We start from the raw sequence: 17,711 nt of genomic DNA on the forward strand, positions 1-17,711 counted from the left end.
ATAAACATTTTTTTGTTTATATCTTTTTTTGTCGTGTTTTGAGAATGTTTTTGGTTAAATGCTCGTATTCCTTCCTGTTTTTGAAGATTTGAATAGCTGCAAAAACGGCTTCTTTAAAAGAACTTTCGTCTGCTTCGCCTTTTCCGGCTATTTCAAAAGCTGTTCCATGGTCTGGAGATGTCCGGACTTTGCTCAATCCTGCTGTAAAATTCACTCCTTTACCAAAAGCAAGTGTTTTAAAAGGGATTAAGCCTTGATCGTGATAAGCTGCAATTATGGCATCGAAATTTTTATAATTTTTAGAACCAAAAAAGCTGTCTGCAGCATATGGACCAAAGACCAACATGCCTTTGTCCCTGATCTCGCTTAAAGTAGGCCTTAAAACCTCATCGTCTTCTTTACCAATAACACCATTATCGCCAGTATGGGGATTAATGCCCAAAACGGCCACTTTTGGTTTTCTTATTTTAAAATCTTTTTCAAGAGATTGGTATATAATATCCAGTTTGTCTTTTATTAACTGTTTGGTAATGTGGCTGGAAATGTCCTTTACAGGTACGTGGTCTGTAAGCAAGCCTACCCTTAGGGTGTCTGAGACCATAAACATTAAACTGTTGCCTTCAAGTTCTTTCGCCAAATAATCTGTGTGACCCGGGAAATTAAATGCATCCGATTGAATGTTGTGTTTATTAATTGGTGCCGTTACCAAAACATCAACATGGTTGCCCTTAAGGGCTTGGGTTGCAGCTTGGAGCGATTTAATGGCATAGGCGCCCATTTTTGGGTCTTCCTTCCCAAATTCAATATTGAATTTATCGTTCCATACATTGTAAACATTTAGTTTTCCATGTATTATTTGGTTGTAATTATTAACTCCGTTAAAATTTAATCCCAAATTAAAATGTTTGTTTAAAAATGAAATGGTCTTGACAGATGCAAAAATTACAGGTGTGCAAAATTCCAGCATTCTAGGGTCTTCAAAAGTTTTTAAAACTATTTCGCCTCCTATGCCATTTAAGTCTCCTATAGATATGCCTACAATTATATTTTCTTCGTTCTTCATTAAAATAAGATAACTTTTGTTTGTAATTTTACACTTGCAAATTTAACCAAATATTCGACATATATGTTTACTGGAATCATTGAAAGTGTTGGAGTAGTAAAAGATTTAAAAAAAGAGCTACAAAACTTACACATAACCATTGCCTGTAATTTTACAAATGAACTGAAAATAGACCAAAGTGTTGCCCATAATGGTGTATGTTTAACGGTTGTCCATATTTCTGGAAATGAATACACAGTAACCGCTATTGAGGAAACCTTAAGTAAAACCAACCTTAAACAACTACAAGTAAACGATTACGTAAATCTTGAACGAGCCATGAAACTTGGCGATAGATTGGATGGACACATTGTTCAAGGACATGTGGATCAAACAGCCATTTGTACAGATATTACGTATGAAGAAGGCAGCTGGAAATTTACATTTCAATATGATGCGTCCCTGAATAACATAACCATTGAAAAAGGTTCCATAACGGTTAATGGAGTAAGCCTAACGGTTGTAGACTCTGAAAAAGATTCTTTTAGCGTGGCCATTATACCCTACACTTTTGAGCATACCAACTTTAAAAATTTTATTAAAGGTACCGAAGTGAATTTGGAATTTGATGTGATTGGGAAGTATGTAACCCGATTGATGAGCTTAAATTAACGTTTCAATAATTTTTTAACACCTATAACAATCCCAATGCATAAACCAGCTAAAACCCCTCCATCTATAGGAAGACCAGGTGGTGGTGGTGGCAGTGGTGGTGGTGGTGTATTTTGAGCAATACAAACAAAGCTTATTAATACAAATAAGATTGAGGCAACCATTTTTTTGTTTTGTATCTTCATTTGCTTGTAAATGTATAAAAAAAAGCGACCTAACAAAATAAAAAACGCAAAAAATGTCTATGAAGTGCAAATATCTTCGACAAAGCGCATGGTTTTGTAAATTCGCTATTGACTGTTTTATTTCCCAAATATATGTTTTTTTGACTTAAATAATCATTTATTTTCGTTTATATCCATTAATTACAGGATGTAAGGTAACTTAATAAACACAAAGGGGAAATCTGTTATGAACCTTGTTCCTTTAATACAAACGTTTAAGCCAGATGTATATTTTATTATCAATAAATTAATCTTGCTGAACCTAAGTCATAAAAATAAAGAATTAAAACGGATATCCAATGGCAAAATTCAGGATAGGCTTGGAAACATCAAAATGAAAACGCTCTCCTTTGGGTAGTGCTGGATTGTGAAAAGGGGCGGCCAAATCAAAACGGATAACAAAACTTTGGATATCTACCCGAAGTCCTACTCCTGCTCCCATTCCCAATTCGCTTAAAAAATCACTGCTAAATTTATCTTTTCCGTTATAAGTTGGGTTTTCTTTGGAATTCCAGATGTTACCTGCATCGGCAAAAACAGCACCTTTTAAGAAGGAAACTATTGGGAACCTATATTCCAAATTGGCCTCTAGTCTTATATTTCCTGTTTTGTCAAAATAATCACTATTGGTTCCGTCTGTATCTGGGTTATAGGTTCCAGGTCCCAAAGACCTAATGTTAAAAGCCCTAACACTGTAAGGCCCTCCAGAATAGTATTGTTTTACAAAAGGAACCACATCAGAGTTCCCATAAGCCAAACCATAACCACCAAAAAGCCTGGCAGCAATAACTTGCTCTTTTTTAAAATTAAAGTGATAATGCAAATCGAGATCTGCTTTGGCATATTGCGCATAAGCCAAACCTAAAAATGTTTTTGGATTGCCTTCTCCTTGATCCTTGCCAAATAAGCTTATGGAATTTCCTGCTATGTCAAAAGTGAAGTTGACATAAAATTGATGCGTTTTTTGGGTATCAACCATTTCATTGTAGGAAAAGGAATAAGTAAGTCCTGCAATAAACTCCTGCTCAAAACTTCGTCTTAAAAACGGATCGTTATCCAAAATCTCTTCAAATTCTGGAGTGGTATCGTAAAGCTGGGTGTAATTAACGGAAATAGGGTTTATTTCATGGGTTACAAAACGGTTGGCATCCCATAAATAACCAAACAACGCTGTTCCGGAAAGCAAAGTGTACAAATCGGTTCGGTCCAAATAATCAATACTTAAAGAGATCTTGGTTTTTGGTATGGAGTATTTAAAAAAGTTATTGTCTATTTTAATGGGAAACAGAACCCGAGGAAAAATAAGTTCGTTTTCCAGTCCCAATTCCAAACTGGTGTTTCCAGAATTCTTCTCACCTCCTATTTGTGTTTCATAGCCTATTTTAGGGCTAACATTAAAGGTTTCGCCTCCTCCAAATAAATTTCTGTTACTTAAGGTTAAAGCAAAAGCTGGACCTGCAAAGTTATTGGATTTTGTGACCACTTGTAGCTCTGCCCTTAGGGCTCGTTTATTTAATGGCGACAAATAAATATTGGCTTCCAAACTGCCCATACTGTCTGTTGCTATGGTATCCAGTTCCTTGTACTGAATATTGACATATTTGTAGGCACCAATGGTTGACAGACGTCTTGCCGTATTTCTGGAGTCTTCCGGATTGTAAAGTTGCCCTTCATTTAAAACAATAAAAGGGTCTAAATATTTGGGTTTGAAAAAAGTTTCCTTTTGAATATAATTTTTTTCGTTATAACGTGTTGTAGCCGTTTGAACAGAGTCGGACACCTCGTAATTTGGGTAGATATTTATTTTAGATAACCTATAAGGAATGAGGCTTTTTTCTGGAACCTCGTTTTTAAGTTTTAAATATAAATCGAATTTTTTGTTGTCGTATCTGTTGGTGTCTGCTTCAAAAATTAAAAAATTATTGTTAAAATTGTAATAGCCTTTCTTTTTAAGCGCTTGGTCTATTCTTTTTCTCTCTAATTTCATACTGCTTAAATCGAATCGCATACCCTCTTTAAAAGGCGATTCCTTTACCAGGTCTTGAATGTCTTTTTTAATGGGATTTGGCAAGGTATCCAATTGATAACTTTCCATTCGGTAAGGTTTTGTAACCTTAACTGTATAATCCACAGACGCTTTTTTTTCTTCTTCTTGAAAGGCAGAGCTAGCCCGACTATAGAAAAACCCTCTGTTTTCCAGTCGGTTTAACAGCAAATCTTCCACGTCATAGGTTTCCACATCGGACTGATAGACTGGCGCTTCACCAAATTGCTTATAGAGCCAACGGTTGATGAATCCTGGATGTTCTTTTTGGTTTTTATAGTGATAATACAAGCCCAAGTACATACCTAAAAATTTGGAGTTGGGTTCTGGACGCAAAACACTTTCCAATTCTGCTTTTAAAGCAGGTTTATTGTCAATTACAGAATCTGATTCTATGGTTAGGGTAGCTCCAGTATATAAACGTTCTTCTTCTGGAATGTGTTTGGTAATACTGCAAGAATAAAAACTTCCAATCAAGAACAGGTAAATAAGTTTGTATGTTAAATTAAATTTCAATTGTTCTACTTTATATTAGTTCTTTTTTTGCTCCATACTTTTGTTTGTGGCTGCTTCTTTTTCTTTTCTTTTTTTCTCTGCTGCCTTATTGGCTGCCTCTTTTTCGGCCTTTAATTTTTTCTCTTGTTCTGTTTGTGCTTTAAACAAGGCATCCCAAAGTTCGCTGTATTTGTTAAACTCTTGGGTAAAAATAAGCGCAATGCCACTTACAACGGTTTGGCCATCAATAACATTTTCAAATTCATTTCTGCTAAAGCCTTTTAATCTATATCTGCCACTTTCAGTCAATAAATATTCTATACTGACATTACCAATTATGGGTGTTTCTTCTCCCGTGGAACTACTTCCTTCAATATCCACTTCACTTCCAACCCTTACAATCAACCTATCATCAAACAATTTTTGTTGGGCAGCAATATCCAATTGGGTTCGTTGTTGTGGTGAAGTCCCTTGATAATCTGTATAACTATTGATACCAAAATCGAGTTCAAATCCTGAATTTCCCAATAATTTATCTGTAAACACATTTAATTGATCTGCCACGGCATCGTTTAAATTGTCCCTTGCTATGGATGCTACTCCTCCTGCACTGCCATCACTGCCAGGATCTGGGTAGAACCTATTTAAAACCAAAAGGGAAAAGACCTGTTTGTTCAATTCGTCTTCTTGATTGTTTAACTGCTGAATCCTTCCGTACACTTGACCTCCAACAGCACCTTGTTCCTCTTCTGGCATATCTAAATTAAACGCAATTTCAGGTTCCATAAGTTGGCCATCAATGTTTAGATAGACATAAAAGGGCAGTACTTGACGGAATTTCCCCTTAACGGCAGGATCGTCTCCAGAATATACAGGAGCCATTAAGGAAGAGGCTGAGGCTTCTACTTCATAAAGTGCCTTGACATCCAGTTTCGCATCAAAAGGATCTCCAGACCAAGTAACAAGGCTGCCTGGCACCAATTTAAACTTTCGGTTAACCAATTTGTATAAATTTAATTCATAATGACCATCCAAAACCTCATAAACCCCAGAGAGTTTTAAATTCCCATTGGGATTCATGGTCATGTTAAAATCGCCTTCGCCCGAGACCTTAAAATTATCGCCAGTTTCTTCATCAATGATAATGGTTACAGTGGCTTTTTTTCCAATTTTTAAGAGGGCTGAAATATCAAACCCTTTAATGGTTGCCGTTTTTTCTTGGGTCCTGGTTAAAATAGCATCTGGATGTTCCCTATTCACAAAAATCACCACACCATCACGCTCTTCTACATTGACCGTAGCCGATGGCAAGACATAGGTAATATCTGTATCGGAACTTACTGTCATGTCCATGTTTACTTTAGGTATTTGCAGATCGCCAGTTATGGTAGCCGTTCCATCAAAACTAGCTTGTCCATAGAGAAAATCGTTGTCGTCTTTTGTGGCATTGATAACTTGGAAGTCGTTGGCGCTTACTTCCAAATTGAAAGTGGGATTAATAAACGATTTTGTCCCTATTTTTCCAGACATTTCAAAAGTATTGCTATTGGCATCACGTATTACAAATTGATCCATGGACAAACCGGAATTATCAATGTTCAAGGTTTCGTCCTGAAGCGTAAAAGCCGAATTGAACATGGCTATTTTAAAATTGGCATCCTCAAATTTCAAAGTGCCTTCGTATTTTGGTTCTTTGGTCGTGCCATATAATTTAAAATTCCCTGAGAAACTACCTGCTGTTTCTGTTATTTCCCCTTGTGAAAACCCTGTAAGGGCTTTCATATTGAATTGATTGATATCTAAATCCAAATCCAAACGTGCACCTGATTGACTTGCCACATAATCGCCGTGAAAATCAAAATCCACTTCTCCTTCTTTTAAGCTGGCATCAAAATCGTAGCTATCGTTGCCTAAAGATGTGGCATCCACCTTAAAAACACCTAAATCCACATCCATTACACGAAGGGACTGAACATCTAAATCTGCCACAATGCCTGTATCCTCAAAAGGTTCTTCCAAAATAAAATGGCCATTAAGGTTTCCAGAAGCCAACGTATCGTCTGGATTTAAATAACTTAAAAAACCGCTTAAATTAAAATTCTTAAAATCTATAGCCACATGGTCTTTGGGAGTTTCAGGAAACGCATCGGTTATTTCAATGACTTGATTGCCTTTGGTCATTTTAAAATTGTTGAACACCAGTTTTTTATCGTAAATAAGAATCTCATTGGAATCTGGAATAGTCCACGCCGATTTGCTTAAAATAAGGTTGCCTGGAACAACATGGTATCGCAATTCCTCGCGACTTCCAGTAATCTTACTGGAAATCTGGGCCAAAATTTCGGTATCGTGATATGCTAAAAAGTCCAAAGTCAATTCATTATTGGTTTGGTTTCCGGAAATCACCGTTTTTTGAATGTTTAAGGGTCCAGCCTGGATGTTGTTAAAGCCTAAATTAAAATTAAATTTATCTACATCTGTATCCATGGAAAAAGCCAAGCTATCCAACTCGTAACCATTGTAATTGATTTTTGGCGCTGTAATATTTGCTTTCAGTTTACGTTCTGCTTCTTCAAAATCCACTGAAATATCAATGGTGTCAAGGTCTTTAACATTTACCAAAAACACATCGTTTAAAATTGGTGCTTGACTGATTTTTCCCCTTAATTTTAAATTAATAGGATTGGAAATGCTATCTGAAACTTTTTCGTCACGATAAAAATAACTCAACACATGTTGTTTTATAGACGACAGCCAGGTTTGTGGATCTGCATTGGATTCCAGCTGCAGTTGTACCATTTTATTGTTTAAGGAGACTGATGTGGTATCTTTTCTAACATGTGCCAGAGCATTGAAATCTCCAATCAAATAACTTTTATTGTCGTACACCACAACACCTTTGTCCACAATGGTTGCCAGGTCAAAACTATTTCCGTTGCCTTTAAAATCGGCATAGATGTTCATGCCTGTTTTAATGTTGCGATCCATAAGGCCAAGGGCTTGCAAATCTGCTCCTATAATATTTATTTCTGCAGTAATTTCTGGAGCAATGGAATCCAAAACCACAGTGGCAAATAAATTCGCATTCAAGTTTTTATCTTTATAATTGGAAGTGATGTTTCCAGTACCATTTGTAATATCACCAACCAGTTTTAAATTGTTTACTTGGTACGTATTGTACTTAAAACTGGACACTGTTGCTTCAAGGGTCGCATCCAGGCTATTGATGTTATCTCCTTTTCCTTGAGCCTTTAACCGAAGGCTCAAGGCGCCTAAAGTTTCGTTATTAAGCAACTCGTTTAACTTATATTCCTCTATGGTTAAATTGGCGTCAAAGGCTAGGGATCCATCGTTTTTAAATTGCCCTTCTATTTTTGCAATCCCTTGTGAAGTGGTTAAAGTAGTATTGGCTTCCATAAGGTTTAAGTTTCCTGTAGCTGTGCCTGCCAACTCCACGTTTTCTGGAAGGCTTACGCCAAGATCGTCTTCTTTTACAAACTGAAGGATGTCTGAACGTTTGGTACTAACTGAAAATTCAGGGATTTGAAAGGATAATGAGTCTGGTTGTGTCATGTTTTGAATCTGCCCCTTTGCTGTAACTCTTGTATCATTCCAATTGACCAACATGTTTGATAGGTTGATATCTGCCAAATAACCATGGGCTTTTAGGGTTCCACGAATGCGTTTTTCGCTTAAAGTGTTTAAATAGTCGTTCTCTTTTAAATTTGGTTGGATTAAAAACAAATCTTTAAGGGAAACCACAAATGAAGACAGGTTTAATGCCACTCTAGATTGTTCAGGCATGCTAATAAACTGTGCCAAGGAAGGATAGTCCAATTGCAGCTGACCTTTTAAGGCATTATTGTTTAATTGGGTTTTTAAATTTGAAATATTAAGCTGCTTATCTGTAGCGTCCAGAGACAATTGCAAATTCTTTAAATGAATTCCAGAAACCTCCTTAAAAGACGCATCATCCAACTGCAAATGGGCAATCTTGTCTTTAAGCTTTATGTCTTCGGCTTGTAAGTTTATGTTTGTTAACACAATGGCATTTGAATTAAACACTCCTTTTTTACCTGTTTCGTTATTTACCAAATAGCTGAAGTTGTTGTTTTCCAGTTCTATTTCGGCAAGGTCCAATTGCAAATCTGGCCATTCAAACTTCAAGATATCTTGCTCAATATCTTCTGACACCTCCTCTACTTTTTCAGTTACAGCATTTTTTTCGGTTTCAGTTTTTAGGGTAATGGAAGAGTCTTTAAGGCTGAATTCAGTAATTTCAAACTGCTGATTTAGCAGATCGACTTTGGGAATTTCAGTGTATAGTTCTTCAATGTCCAAGATTGCCGCTATGTTATCTGTTTGGTTTTGGTAATTGGCAAACACCTTGGTAAGTGTTAATTCATCTACTGTTAAAGTTGGTAAGGTACTAGACTCAGAATCTTCAGTCTTTGGAACAGCTGTTTGAATAAAGGTGATATCGCTGTGAGTCAATTCCAGTTCCGAAGCCTTAAAAATCATGGATTCCAAATCGGTTTCATCCATATCTACAATCAGTTCCCCAACTTTAAAACGACTTTCAATACCTGTAACCGCATCGTTATAAACCACATCGAAATCTTCAAAATATAAATGTCCCAAAATCAGGTTTATTGAAGAAGAGGTGGTGTCTGTTGCAACAGTTGTTGTGTCCTGCGAGGCAAAAGCATCGATTAAAAATTGAAAATTAAACCCTTGAACGGTATCTGTTCTAACAATATTGGCTCGAACCCCTTTCCAGTCCAAGGCATCTACGCCTATGCCATTACCTTGTATTAGGGACCACAAAGGCATATTGGCTTCCAAGGATTTTGAATAGATTAAAGTGTCTCCCTTGGTGTCTTCCAAATAAAGCCCATCCAGTTGTATGTCGCCATCAAAAGTGATAAAGAGTTTTTCAACTTCAACTTTGGTATGTGTTTTATTGGACAGAAAGGATACAGCTTTAGTTACAATTATGTCTTGTCCCCAAGGGCTTCTAATAAATAAAATAAGCAAAAATAAGAGCGCAAGAATGCCCAAAACAATCCGTCCGATTATTTTTAAGAATCTAAACCTTTTCTTTTTGGTTGGCTTTGGTATGTCTTTATGTGCTTCTTTTTCCAAACAAATTTATCTGAATTACAAATTTATTATTTTAATAATGCGCATTGGTGCTTTATTCTATTTATTAATAGCTTTAAAGCAGAAATACGATATTGAAATGTAACCAAATTTCTAAATTTTTACACTATTTTAACCCGTATTGATAAAAACGGGCCATTTTTATAAGGTACAATAGCTTAGAAATAAAATATAAGGATATCATGCCAAAACCCAAGGGACAAAAAACACGAAAAACAAAGCGAAGCATAGCAAGCTTTTGATCAGAAAAATAAAGAAGGAAAAAGCTGAAAAAGTTTTGCGTAAAGAACGGTTAAAAGCTATTATGAAAAAGGCTAGGGAATGAGTGTCAATTATAGTTCACTTAATTGAAATTTTGCTTCCTGATAACCCATTTCAAAAGCTTCTTTGGCATGCGATTTTGAAAAAATTTCATATTTCCCCAATTCTTTGGGAGCAATAAATACATCACAAAACTTAAATTTATCTTCGGAAGCGTTTACACGTGTAATCTTATAGGCGCGTTCCAGTACAGATCTTGTGGTTTTTAATTGTTTTTTGGAAGTTTCCAAAAGCGAATTTAAAAACACACCAATAATTTTATCGCAACAAATCTGTAAGGGCTCTATAGGAAAGTTATTTGTAACTCCTCCATCGCATAATAATAAATCGTTAAAAACTATAGGTGAAAAAACACCAGGAACAGAAGAGGAGGCAATAATGGGTTTTATAAGAGGTCCTTTATTAAAAAAATGGGTTTTGCCGTCTATTAAATCGGTAGTGGCTATAAACATGGGGATTTTTAAGCTTTCAAAACTATCTTCCTTTAAATGTGTTTTTAAAAGCTTTTCAATTTTAGAGCCATCAATTAAACCAGGTTTTTTAAATGTGTAATTTTGATAGGAAAACAATTCGGTTTTTATAAACACATCAAAAATCTCATTGTATGTACATCCTGCAGCATACAAGGAACCCACGATAGCTCCTGCACTTGTACCAGATATAAAATCTGGTTTTATCCCCAGTTCTTCCATGGCTTTTAAAACACCTATATGAGCAACCCCTCGATAACCTCCACCAGATAAAACAAGTCCCAGTTTAATTGACTTTTGCATTGATTGCTAATTTTAAATAACCATCAAACTAAAATACGTAAAATTTTTGTTTAACATGAAGCCTATGAAAACATTGAATCAATACATCAAATGCTGTTTTGATTTGTTAAGCCAACCTGCTTGATTTTCATAATCAACAAAATATATTTTTAAATCGGCTTGGTTTTCATAATCTACATAATAGATGCTTTTTTTTGCTTGATTTTCATACTCTGTGAAAAACCATTTTCCATTATTTTTTCCAGCTTGATTGGCATATTTTACTTTGAACACCTTTAAATCGGCCTGATTCTCATAATCCACAACAAACACCTTAACATCGGCTTGATTGGCATATTGAACGGAATAAACCTTTTGTGAAAAACAAGTAAATCCAAAGCTAAGCACAAAAAACAAAGAGATAAGTAGTTTCATAAAAAAGGGTTTAAGTGTTGCTTAAATATACAAAAAGCTTTGGTTTTAAGTGCATTAGTTAAAATTGGAGCCCATAAAAAAACCTTTCGATTTCCCGAAAGGTTTCTTTTCATTTCTGTGGTCCCACCTGGGCTCGAACCAGGGACTTTCTGATTATGAGTCAGATACTCTAACCAGCTGAGTTATAGGACCTTTTTAGCATTTAGCTAACGCGACTTGTCTCTTTTCAGAAAGAGTGTGCAATATTACTACATATTTTCAAAGACTGCAAGATTTTTTATTCCTTTATTTCTTGGCACAACTCTATTAATACACCATTTGTTGATTTAGGATGTAAAAATGCTACCAGTTTGTTATCTGCTCCTTTTTTAGGTATCTCATTTAAAACAATAAAACCTTCGTCTTTCAACCTGGCTATTTCAGCATGAATGTCTGTAACATCAAAAGCTATATGATGTATGCCCTCCCCTTTCTTCTCTATGAATTTGGCAATGGGACTATCTGGTTTAGTGGCTTCAAGCAATTCTATTTTATTCTCCCCTACTTGAAAAAAAGAAGTATTGACACCTTCACTGGCCACTTCTTCTATTTTATAATGTGGTTTGCCTAATAATTTGGAAAACAAACGATTGGATGCGTCTAAGTCTTTAACAGCAATACCTATGTGTTCAATTTTATTCATATGAATGTTTCCCGAAAACGGAAATCTATATTTATTAAAACTAATTTAGTATCTTCAAAAATACAATAATCTTTAATTATCCCTATTTTTGCAAGGTAGAAATCCCTAATGGATTTTTTTGAAAACCAATGTCCAAGGGTGTAAATTGCTTAAGGCATTAAAAAAACTAGTATTGTGGAAGAAAGTCAAAGACAAAAAAAAATAGGATCTGTGTTACAGCGTGACTTGGTTGATGTGCTTCAAAAAGCAGCAACACAAGGTGGCTTGCAAGGCATACTTATTTCGGTAACTAAAGTAAAGGTAACTGTCGATCTATCGGTTGCTAAGGTCTATTTAAGCATCTTTCCTAACGATAAAGGCAAAGAATTGATTCAAGGCATTAAATCCAATGCGCCTTTAATTAAGCATGAATTGGCACAACGTACCAAGAACCAATTGAGACGCATGCCTGAACTTCAGTTTTATCTTGATGACTCGTTGGAGTATATAGACAAGATAGACAAGTCTCTAAAAGGTGAAGAGAACCCTTTAAAAAAACCAGATTTATTGGATAAACGTAAAAAATCTTAATCGGTTTTAATAAAACCTTCACAATAAAAGTCTTTTGTCAGTTAAATCTGTTTTAGCTGTTGTAATTTATGAACTTCTCACTCTACATAGCCAAACGTTATTTGCTCTCCAAAAGCTCTAACAATGCTATTAATTTTATTACCATTATTGCTGCCATTGGCGTTGTTCTTGGCTCAGCCTCTCTTTTTATTGTGCTTTCCGGTTTTGCAGGTTTAAAGGATTTTACCCTGCAGTTTACTTCAATCATCGATCCAGATTTGAAAGCTGAAGCTTCTACTGGGAAATCTTTTGTAATTTCTGAAGATGAGTTTTCTAAGTTGAATAACTTGGAAAGTATTGCATCCTTTTCAAAAATTATTGAGGAACGTGTGTTTGTAACCTTCGAGGAAAAAAGTTACACAAGTGCTTATATAAAAGGTGTTGACCAACATTTTGAAAAGGTAAACGCCATAGATTCCGTGGTAGTACTTGGTAGTTGGCTCACCCAAAAAACAAACCAGATCGTGTCTGGTTGGGGAATTGCCAATACCTTGTCCTTTGGGGTTTTGGATTATGGCAAACGCATCAATTTATATGTCCCAAAACCAGGAAAAGGGCAAATAACTTCTGCAAAACAGGCCTTTAATACCTTTAATGCTGTAAATGTTGGTGTTTTTGATGTTAATGAAAACTTAAACGACAAGTATATTTATGCTCCCATAGACATGGCTAGAGCGCTTTTAGGTTTTGATGAAAATGAAGTGACCTCTTTAGAGTTTAAATTGAAAGAAGAGGCTACAGAAGACCAAGCCAGGACAGAAATTACTTCAGTTTTGGGAGATAAGATCATTCTAAAAAACAGTGCCCAATTAAATGATGCGCTTTACAAAATGTTGAATACCGAAAATTTAGCTGTGTATTTAATTTTTACCTTGGTCTTGATAATTGCGTTGTTTAATGTGATTGGTTCCATGATTATGATGATTCTGGATAAAAAAAGCAGCTTAAAAACGCTTTTTAATTTAGGAGCAACCATTCCAAACATTAGAAATATTTTTTTTCTTCAAGGAAGTTTAATGACCATTTTTGGTGGTTTGATAGGTTTGTTAATAGGTTGCATTATTGTTTGGTTGCAAAAAACCTTTTCGTTGATAATGATCACGCAAAGGTTACCCTATCCTGTAACTTTAAAAGCCGAAAACCTCTTAATAGTTTTTATAACCATTTCCGTTTTGGGCATCATTGCTTCAAAAATAGCTTCGGTAAGGATTTCAAAAAAACTGGTGTCTATCTAATTTTCTTTTGTGGAATTTGGAGTTTGTTTGCTACACAAACTGATAATCGGAAAAAGCATCCAAAACTTCATCAAAAGCAGCAAACACATCTTTCGATTCGTCACTGGTAACCATTTTCATTCTATATTCCTTAAAATTTGGAATACCTTTAAAATAATTGGTATAATGTCTTCTGGTTTCAAACACACCAAGTTTCTCCCCTTTCCAGTCTATGGCCATTTGTAAATGTCTTCTGGCAGCTTCTACACGTTCTTCCAGGCTTACAGGTTCTAAATGTTCCCCTGTTTTAAAAAAATGCTTTACCTGCTTAAAAAACCAAGGGTTTCCAATGGTGGCACGACCAATCATACAGCCATCCAGGCCATACACATCTCGCATTTCCATGGCACGTTCTGGAGAATCCACATCGCCATTTCCAAACACGGGAATATGCATTCTTGGATTGTTTTTCACTTCTGCTATGGGCTTCCAATCTGCATGCCCTTTATACATTTGGGCTCGGGTTCTTCCATGAATGGCTATGGCTTTACAACCAACATCTTGTAATCTTTCGGCAACCTCAACAATTTTAATGGAATCGTGGTCCCAACCCAAACGGGTTTTAACGGTTATGGGAATGTTGGTACGTTTCACCATTTCGGCAGTAAGTTGCTCCATTAAACAGACATCTTTTAAAATACCTGCTCCAGCACCTTTACTTACAACTTTTTTTACAGGACACCCAAAATTAATGTCTATGATATCTGGGTTTGATTTTTCAACAATATCTATGGTTTGAAGCATGCTTTCTAAATTGGCTCCAAAAATTTGAATGCCTACTGGACGTTCTTTTTCATAAATATCCAGTTTCATGACACTTTTAGCAGCATCCCGAATCAAACCTTCACTGGAAATAAATTCGGTGTAAACCACATCTGCACCTTGTTCCTTGCACAAAGCACGAAAAGGTGGATCGCTTACATCCTCCATGGGAGCTAAAAGCAAAGGAAAATCTGGAAGTTCTATATGACCTATTTTTACCACCTTTTTTATGTATTAATTAGTTTGATTTTTGGAAAAATATACTAAAATTGAATGCTTGCTTCAACTGTTTTACCATCTCTTTTTACTACCACTTGTGTGGAATCGCCAGCTTGAAAAACCGATAAAGCCCTCATATAGCTCATCATATCCACAATAGCGCTATCACCAAGTTTTATTACAATATCTCCTTTTTGCAAACCTGCTTTTTGTGCAGGTTTGTCTTCGCTTATTCCATCTACTCGCATGCCTTCCCCATCAAACAAATAATCAGGAACCACACCTAAACCAACTTTAAAACGAGGTGTTTCTTCACTTTCATTTTTGGTTTTTCTAAAGGCCAATTTGCCACTTTTATCCAATTCGGTTATAACATCAAAAATATAGTTGGAAATGGCATCCATACCTTCGTAATTCAACTTTTCGGTATCATCTCCAGGCTTGTGATAATCGTCATGTTGTCCTGTAAAAAAGTGCAGCACTGGAATATCCTGTAAGTAAAAAGAAGTGTGGTCACTTGGTCCAACACCAGATTCGTTTTCAACAATTTTAAACCCAGGATTGGTTGCTGAAAGGGTTTGTTTCCAACGAGGAGAGGTTCCAACACCATAAACAGCTAAGGTGCTGTCTTGTTTTAAACGTCCTACCATGTCCATGTTTATCATGTAATTGGCTTTGCTTAAATCCAAGGTTGCATTTTTAGTAAAATAATTAGAGCCCAATAGGCCCATTTCTTCTCCAGAGAAAGCCATAAACAAATAATTGTTGGAGCTGTTTGCTGTTTTTAACTTACCAGCCAAATCCAACATAACGGCAACACCACTGGCATTATCGTCTGCTCCATTATGGATTTCTTTATCGCCTCTATGCAAAGAGCCTTCGCTGCCATACCCTAAGTGATCGTAATGAGCTCCTATAATAATGGTGTTTTCTGCTTGATTGTCTATATATGCCAAAACATTGGTTCCTGTAATGGTGGAGTCTTCACCTGCATTGGTATAGTCTACTTCTCCATGAGGACCTTTTTTAGGTTTAAATGTAAAAGTTTGATAAAATCCTTCGGTTCCTTTTGGCTGTAGTCCCAATTCTTTAAATCGCTCTACAATATATGCTGCAGCAGCTTGTTCTCCTTTAGTGCCAGTTTCTCGACCTTCTAATTTATCATCTGCCAGAAAAGCAACATCTTCTTTTATTTTGTTTTTATAGCTATATTCCTGTTTACAACCCAAAAGCGATATAAAAAGAACCAGTAACGATATTTTCTTCATATTATTAATGTTATTTTTGGCAAAATTATGGAATAATTGCCACTTATTTAAACTTTAATCTATGTCTCTATTTTTAAGACTTTTTTTTGGCTTGTTATTGGTAACAAGCATTGTATCCTGTAAAAATAAAAAAACACAAACTGAAGATGCCAAAACTGGCGCCACTAAATGGGTAGACACCTTAATTTATGCAGATGAAGTTCATTTTAAATCTTTAAAGCAAATCACTTTTGGTGGCGACAATGCAGAGGCTTATTGGAGCTTTGATGACAAACAGTTAGTGTTTCAATCCAACAATAAAGACTGGAATGTAAACTGTGACCAAATGTTTTTAATGAATGCCGATGAAACCTTTAAGGACAAGATGCCTCCAATGATAAGCACTGGAAAAGGAAGGACCACATGTGCGTATTTCTTGCCAGATAACAAACATATCATTTATGCATCCACACATTTAGGTGGCGAAGATTGTCCTGAAACACCTTTACGAAAAAACGGTAAATACATTTGGCCAATTTATGATACATACGACATTTTTGTGGCCGATCTAGAAGGTAATATTGTAAACCAACTAACCAATGAACCTGGTTATGATGCAGAGCCAACTGTGTCTCCCAAAGGTGATAAAATTGTGTTCACTTCCGATAGAAGTGGCGACTTGGAACTTTACACCATGAACATTGACGGGAGCGATGTGACACAGATTACTTTTGAACTAGGCTATGATGGTGGCGCTTTCTTTTCGCCAGATGGCACCAAAATCATTTTTCGTTCTTCCAGACCAAAAACCGAAGAAGCCATTAAGGAATATAAAGATCTGTTAGCCGAAGGCTTGGTACAACCAACCGAAATGGAACTCTATATCTGTAATGCTGATGGGAGTGAATTACGTCAATTAACCGATTTAGGAAACGCCAATTGGAGTCCATTTTTTCATCCATCTGGAGAAAAAATACTATTCTCCTCAAATTTTGAGTCTGAACGTGGTTTCCCTTTTAATTTGTATATGATAGATATTGATGGTAAAAACTTAAAACGCATTACCCACAGCGATACTTTTGATGCTTTTCCTGTGTTTTCCAACGATGGTAAAAAACTTATTTTCTCTTCCAATAGAAATAATGGTGGTGGTCACGACACGAATTTGTTTATTGCAGAATGGCAAGACTAAATTATTGACAGGCTGAAATATCCAACTACTGATATCACTATTGCAAAATGGCAAGACTGAAAGGATTGACAGGCTGAAAATTAGTAAAACAGAAATAGAGTGTGAATTTTAATTTATTAGTTTTAATTCTTCAACATTTACTGCTAATGTGATTGTTTTTCTATTATTAAAATTTCCATGTTCAATTTGAAATTCAATTTTGCTGTCTTCCGTATTATTCCAATTAATGAATTTGGGATTATAAAGTTGGCCTATTTCGAAAAGATTTTGATTTGGGTATTCACCAAATTCAGATACGGCAACCAATAAGTTAAATGAAACTTCGCAGCTTTCGCGTCCTGCACTTCCACTTCCGTTATCCATTTTATAAATTCTTACAGATACATAGTCCGTAACGATATCTCCAATCAATTCGGAGTTATTCAGGATTTTTATAAGACGGGAATTATTAGATTTATCTATTTTAAATTGATCCTGTGAATACAATGTTTGCAACATCCCAATTACAAATAGTATCAGAGTTAATTTATCTTTCATATTTATAATTGTTTTTACTTACCGTTACGTAAAGTGTTAAC

At 35.7% G+C, this 17,711-nt stretch carries 14 protein-coding genes and 1 tRNA gene; 4 read left to right on the forward strand and 11 right to left on the reverse strand.

Annotated elements, in window-relative coordinates:
• Positions 1 to 16 precede the first annotated feature (16 nt).
• Positions 17 to 1,063, reverse strand: a complete 1,047-nt coding sequence (pdxA, locus tag D778_RS01865; RefSeq protein ID WP_007647179.1) for a 4-hydroxythreonine-4-phosphate dehydrogenase PdxA — start codon at positions 1,061 to 1,063, stop codon at positions 17 to 19.
• Between the two features lie 63 nt (positions 1,064 to 1,126).
• Here pdxA and D778_RS01870 point away from each other — a divergent pair, with 63 nt between their 5' ends.
• Positions 1,127 to 1,714, forward strand: a complete 588-nt coding sequence (locus tag D778_RS01870) for a riboflavin synthase (RefSeq protein ID WP_007647183.1) — start codon at positions 1,127 to 1,129, stop codon at positions 1,712 to 1,714.
• On the opposite strand, the gene D778_RS01875 is transcribed toward D778_RS01870, so the two are convergent.
• The 7 genes from D778_RS01875 to mce form a co-directional block, all read right to left on the reverse strand.
• The gene (locus D778_RS01875; RefSeq protein ID WP_007647184.1) at positions 1,711 to 1,899 is read right to left on the reverse strand and encodes a PID-CTERM protein-sorting domain-containing protein; all 189 of its coding nucleotides are present in this window, start codon (positions 1,897 to 1,899) and stop codon (positions 1,711 to 1,713) included. The two genes, D778_RS01870 and D778_RS01875, sit on opposite strands and share 4 nt — an antisense overlap.
• Positions 1,900 to 2,221: 322 nt before the next feature.
• Positions 2,222 to 4,498 carry a translocation and assembly module lipoprotein TamL gene (gene tamL, locus D778_RS01880; protein ID WP_007647185.1) on the reverse strand — a complete coding sequence of 759 codons (2,277 nt, stop codon included), beginning with the start codon at positions 4,496 to 4,498 and terminating at the stop codon, positions 2,222 to 2,224.
• Positions 4,499 to 4,513: 15 nt separating this feature from the next.
• Positions 4,514 to 9,538, reverse strand: coding sequence for a translocation/assembly module TamB domain-containing protein (locus D778_RS01885; RefSeq protein WP_007647188.1), 5,025 nt, complete (start codon positions 9,536 to 9,538; stop codon positions 4,514 to 4,516).
• Between the two features lie 434 nt (positions 9,539 to 9,972).
• Positions 9,973 to 10,734, reverse strand: a complete 762-nt coding sequence (locus D778_RS01890; RefSeq protein ID WP_007647192.1) for a patatin-like phospholipase family protein — start codon at positions 10,732 to 10,734, stop codon at positions 9,973 to 9,975.
• A 78-nt stretch (positions 10,735 to 10,812) separates the two neighbouring features.
• Positions 10,813 to 11,148 carry a 7(1) septoil knot domain-containing protein gene (locus tag D778_RS01895; protein ID WP_007647194.1) on the reverse strand — a complete coding sequence of 112 codons (336 nt, stop codon included), beginning with the start codon at positions 11,146 to 11,148 and terminating at the stop codon, positions 10,813 to 10,815.
• Positions 11,149 to 11,266: 118 nt separating this feature from the next.
• Positions 11,267 to 11,340, reverse strand: a tRNA-Ile gene (locus D778_RS01900).
• Between the two features lie 85 nt (positions 11,341 to 11,425).
• Positions 11,426 to 11,830: a methylmalonyl-CoA epimerase gene (mce, locus tag D778_RS01905; RefSeq protein WP_007647197.1), complete on the reverse strand. Its 405-nt coding sequence runs from the start codon at positions 11,828 to 11,830 to the stop codon at positions 11,426 to 11,428.
• 174 nt (positions 11,831 to 12,004) lie between these two features.
• On the opposite strand from mce, the gene rbfA reads away from it, so the two are divergent.
• Together rbfA and D778_RS01915 are read left to right on the forward strand one after the other, a co-directional pair.
• A complete protein-coding gene (rbfA, locus tag D778_RS01910; protein WP_007647199.1) occupies positions 12,005 to 12,400 on the forward strand; it encodes a 30S ribosome-binding factor RbfA in 396 nt (131 codons plus the stop codon).
• Positions 12,401 to 12,468: 68 nt separating this feature from the next.
• Positions 12,469 to 13,674: an ABC transporter permease gene (locus D778_RS01915; RefSeq protein WP_007647201.1), complete on the forward strand. Its 1,206-nt coding sequence runs from the start codon at positions 12,469 to 12,471 to the stop codon at positions 13,672 to 13,674.
• A gap of 30 nt (positions 13,675 to 13,704) precedes the next feature.
• On the opposite strand, the gene dusB is transcribed toward D778_RS01915, so the two are convergent.
• Positions 13,705 to 14,697: a tRNA dihydrouridine synthase DusB gene (gene dusB, locus D778_RS01920; protein ID WP_007647202.1), complete on the reverse strand. Its 993-nt coding sequence runs from the start codon at positions 14,695 to 14,697 to the stop codon at positions 13,705 to 13,707.
• Between the two features lie 41 nt (positions 14,698 to 14,738).
• On the reverse strand, positions 14,739 to 15,962 hold the full coding sequence (locus D778_RS01925; protein WP_007647203.1) for a M28 family peptidase: 1,224 nt from the start codon (positions 15,960 to 15,962) through the stop codon (positions 14,739 to 14,741).
• A 61-nt stretch (positions 15,963 to 16,023) separates the two neighbouring features.
• On the opposite strand from D778_RS01925, the gene D778_RS01930 reads away from it, so the two are divergent.
• On the forward strand, positions 16,024 to 17,133 hold the full coding sequence (locus tag D778_RS01930; RefSeq protein ID WP_007647205.1) for a PD40 domain-containing protein: 1,110 nt from the start codon (positions 16,024 to 16,026) through the stop codon (positions 17,131 to 17,133).
• A gap of 108 nt (positions 17,134 to 17,241) precedes the next feature.
• Here D778_RS01930 and D778_RS01935 read toward each other — a convergent pair whose 3' ends face one another.
• Positions 17,242 to 17,670, reverse strand: a complete 429-nt coding sequence (locus D778_RS01935; RefSeq protein WP_007647207.1) for a hypothetical protein — start codon at positions 17,668 to 17,670, stop codon at positions 17,242 to 17,244.
• Positions 17,671 to 17,711 lie beyond the last annotated feature (41 nt).

Source organism: Xanthomarina gelatinilytica (assembly GCF_000348685.1).
GTDB classification, from domain to species: Bacteria; Bacteroidota; Bacteroidia; order Flavobacteriales; family Flavobacteriaceae; genus Xanthomarina; species Xanthomarina gelatinilytica.

Excerpts from the sequence above, each read along its gene's own strand:
- D778_RS01895 (WP_007647194.1), bottom strand. The coding sequence starts at position 11,148 with ATGAAACTACTTATCTCTTTGTTTTTTGTGCTTAGCTTTGGATTTACT.
- mce (WP_007647197.1), bottom strand. The coding sequence starts at position 11,830 with ATGAATAAAATTGAACACATAGGTATTGCTGTTAAAGACTTAGACGCA.
- D778_RS01875 (WP_007647184.1), bottom strand. The coding sequence starts at position 1,899 with ATGAAGATACAAAACAAAAAAATGGTTGCCTCAATCTTATTTGTATTA.
- D778_RS01915 (WP_007647201.1), top strand. The coding sequence starts at position 12,469 with ATGAACTTCTCACTCTACATAGCCAAACGTTATTTGCTCTCCAAAAGC.
- pdxA (WP_007647179.1), bottom strand. The coding sequence starts at position 1,063 with ATGAAGAACGAAGAAAATATAATTGTAGGCATATCTATAGGAGACTTA.
- D778_RS01930 (WP_007647205.1), top strand. The coding sequence starts at position 16,024 with ATGTCTCTATTTTTAAGACTTTTTTTTGGCTTGTTATTGGTAACAAGC.
- D778_RS01935 (WP_007647207.1), bottom strand. The coding sequence starts at position 17,670 with ATGAAAGATAAATTAACTCTGATACTATTTGTAATTGGGATGTTGCAA.
- D778_RS01870 (WP_007647183.1), top strand. The coding sequence starts at position 1,127 with ATGTTTACTGGAATCATTGAAAGTGTTGGAGTAGTAAAAGATTTAAAA.
- D778_RS01925 (WP_007647203.1), bottom strand. The coding sequence starts at position 15,962 with ATGAAGAAAATATCGTTACTGGTTCTTTTTATATCGCTTTTGGGTTGT.
- D778_RS01890 (WP_007647192.1), bottom strand. The coding sequence starts at position 10,734 with ATGCAAAAGTCAATTAAACTGGGACTTGTTTTATCTGGTGGAGGTTAT.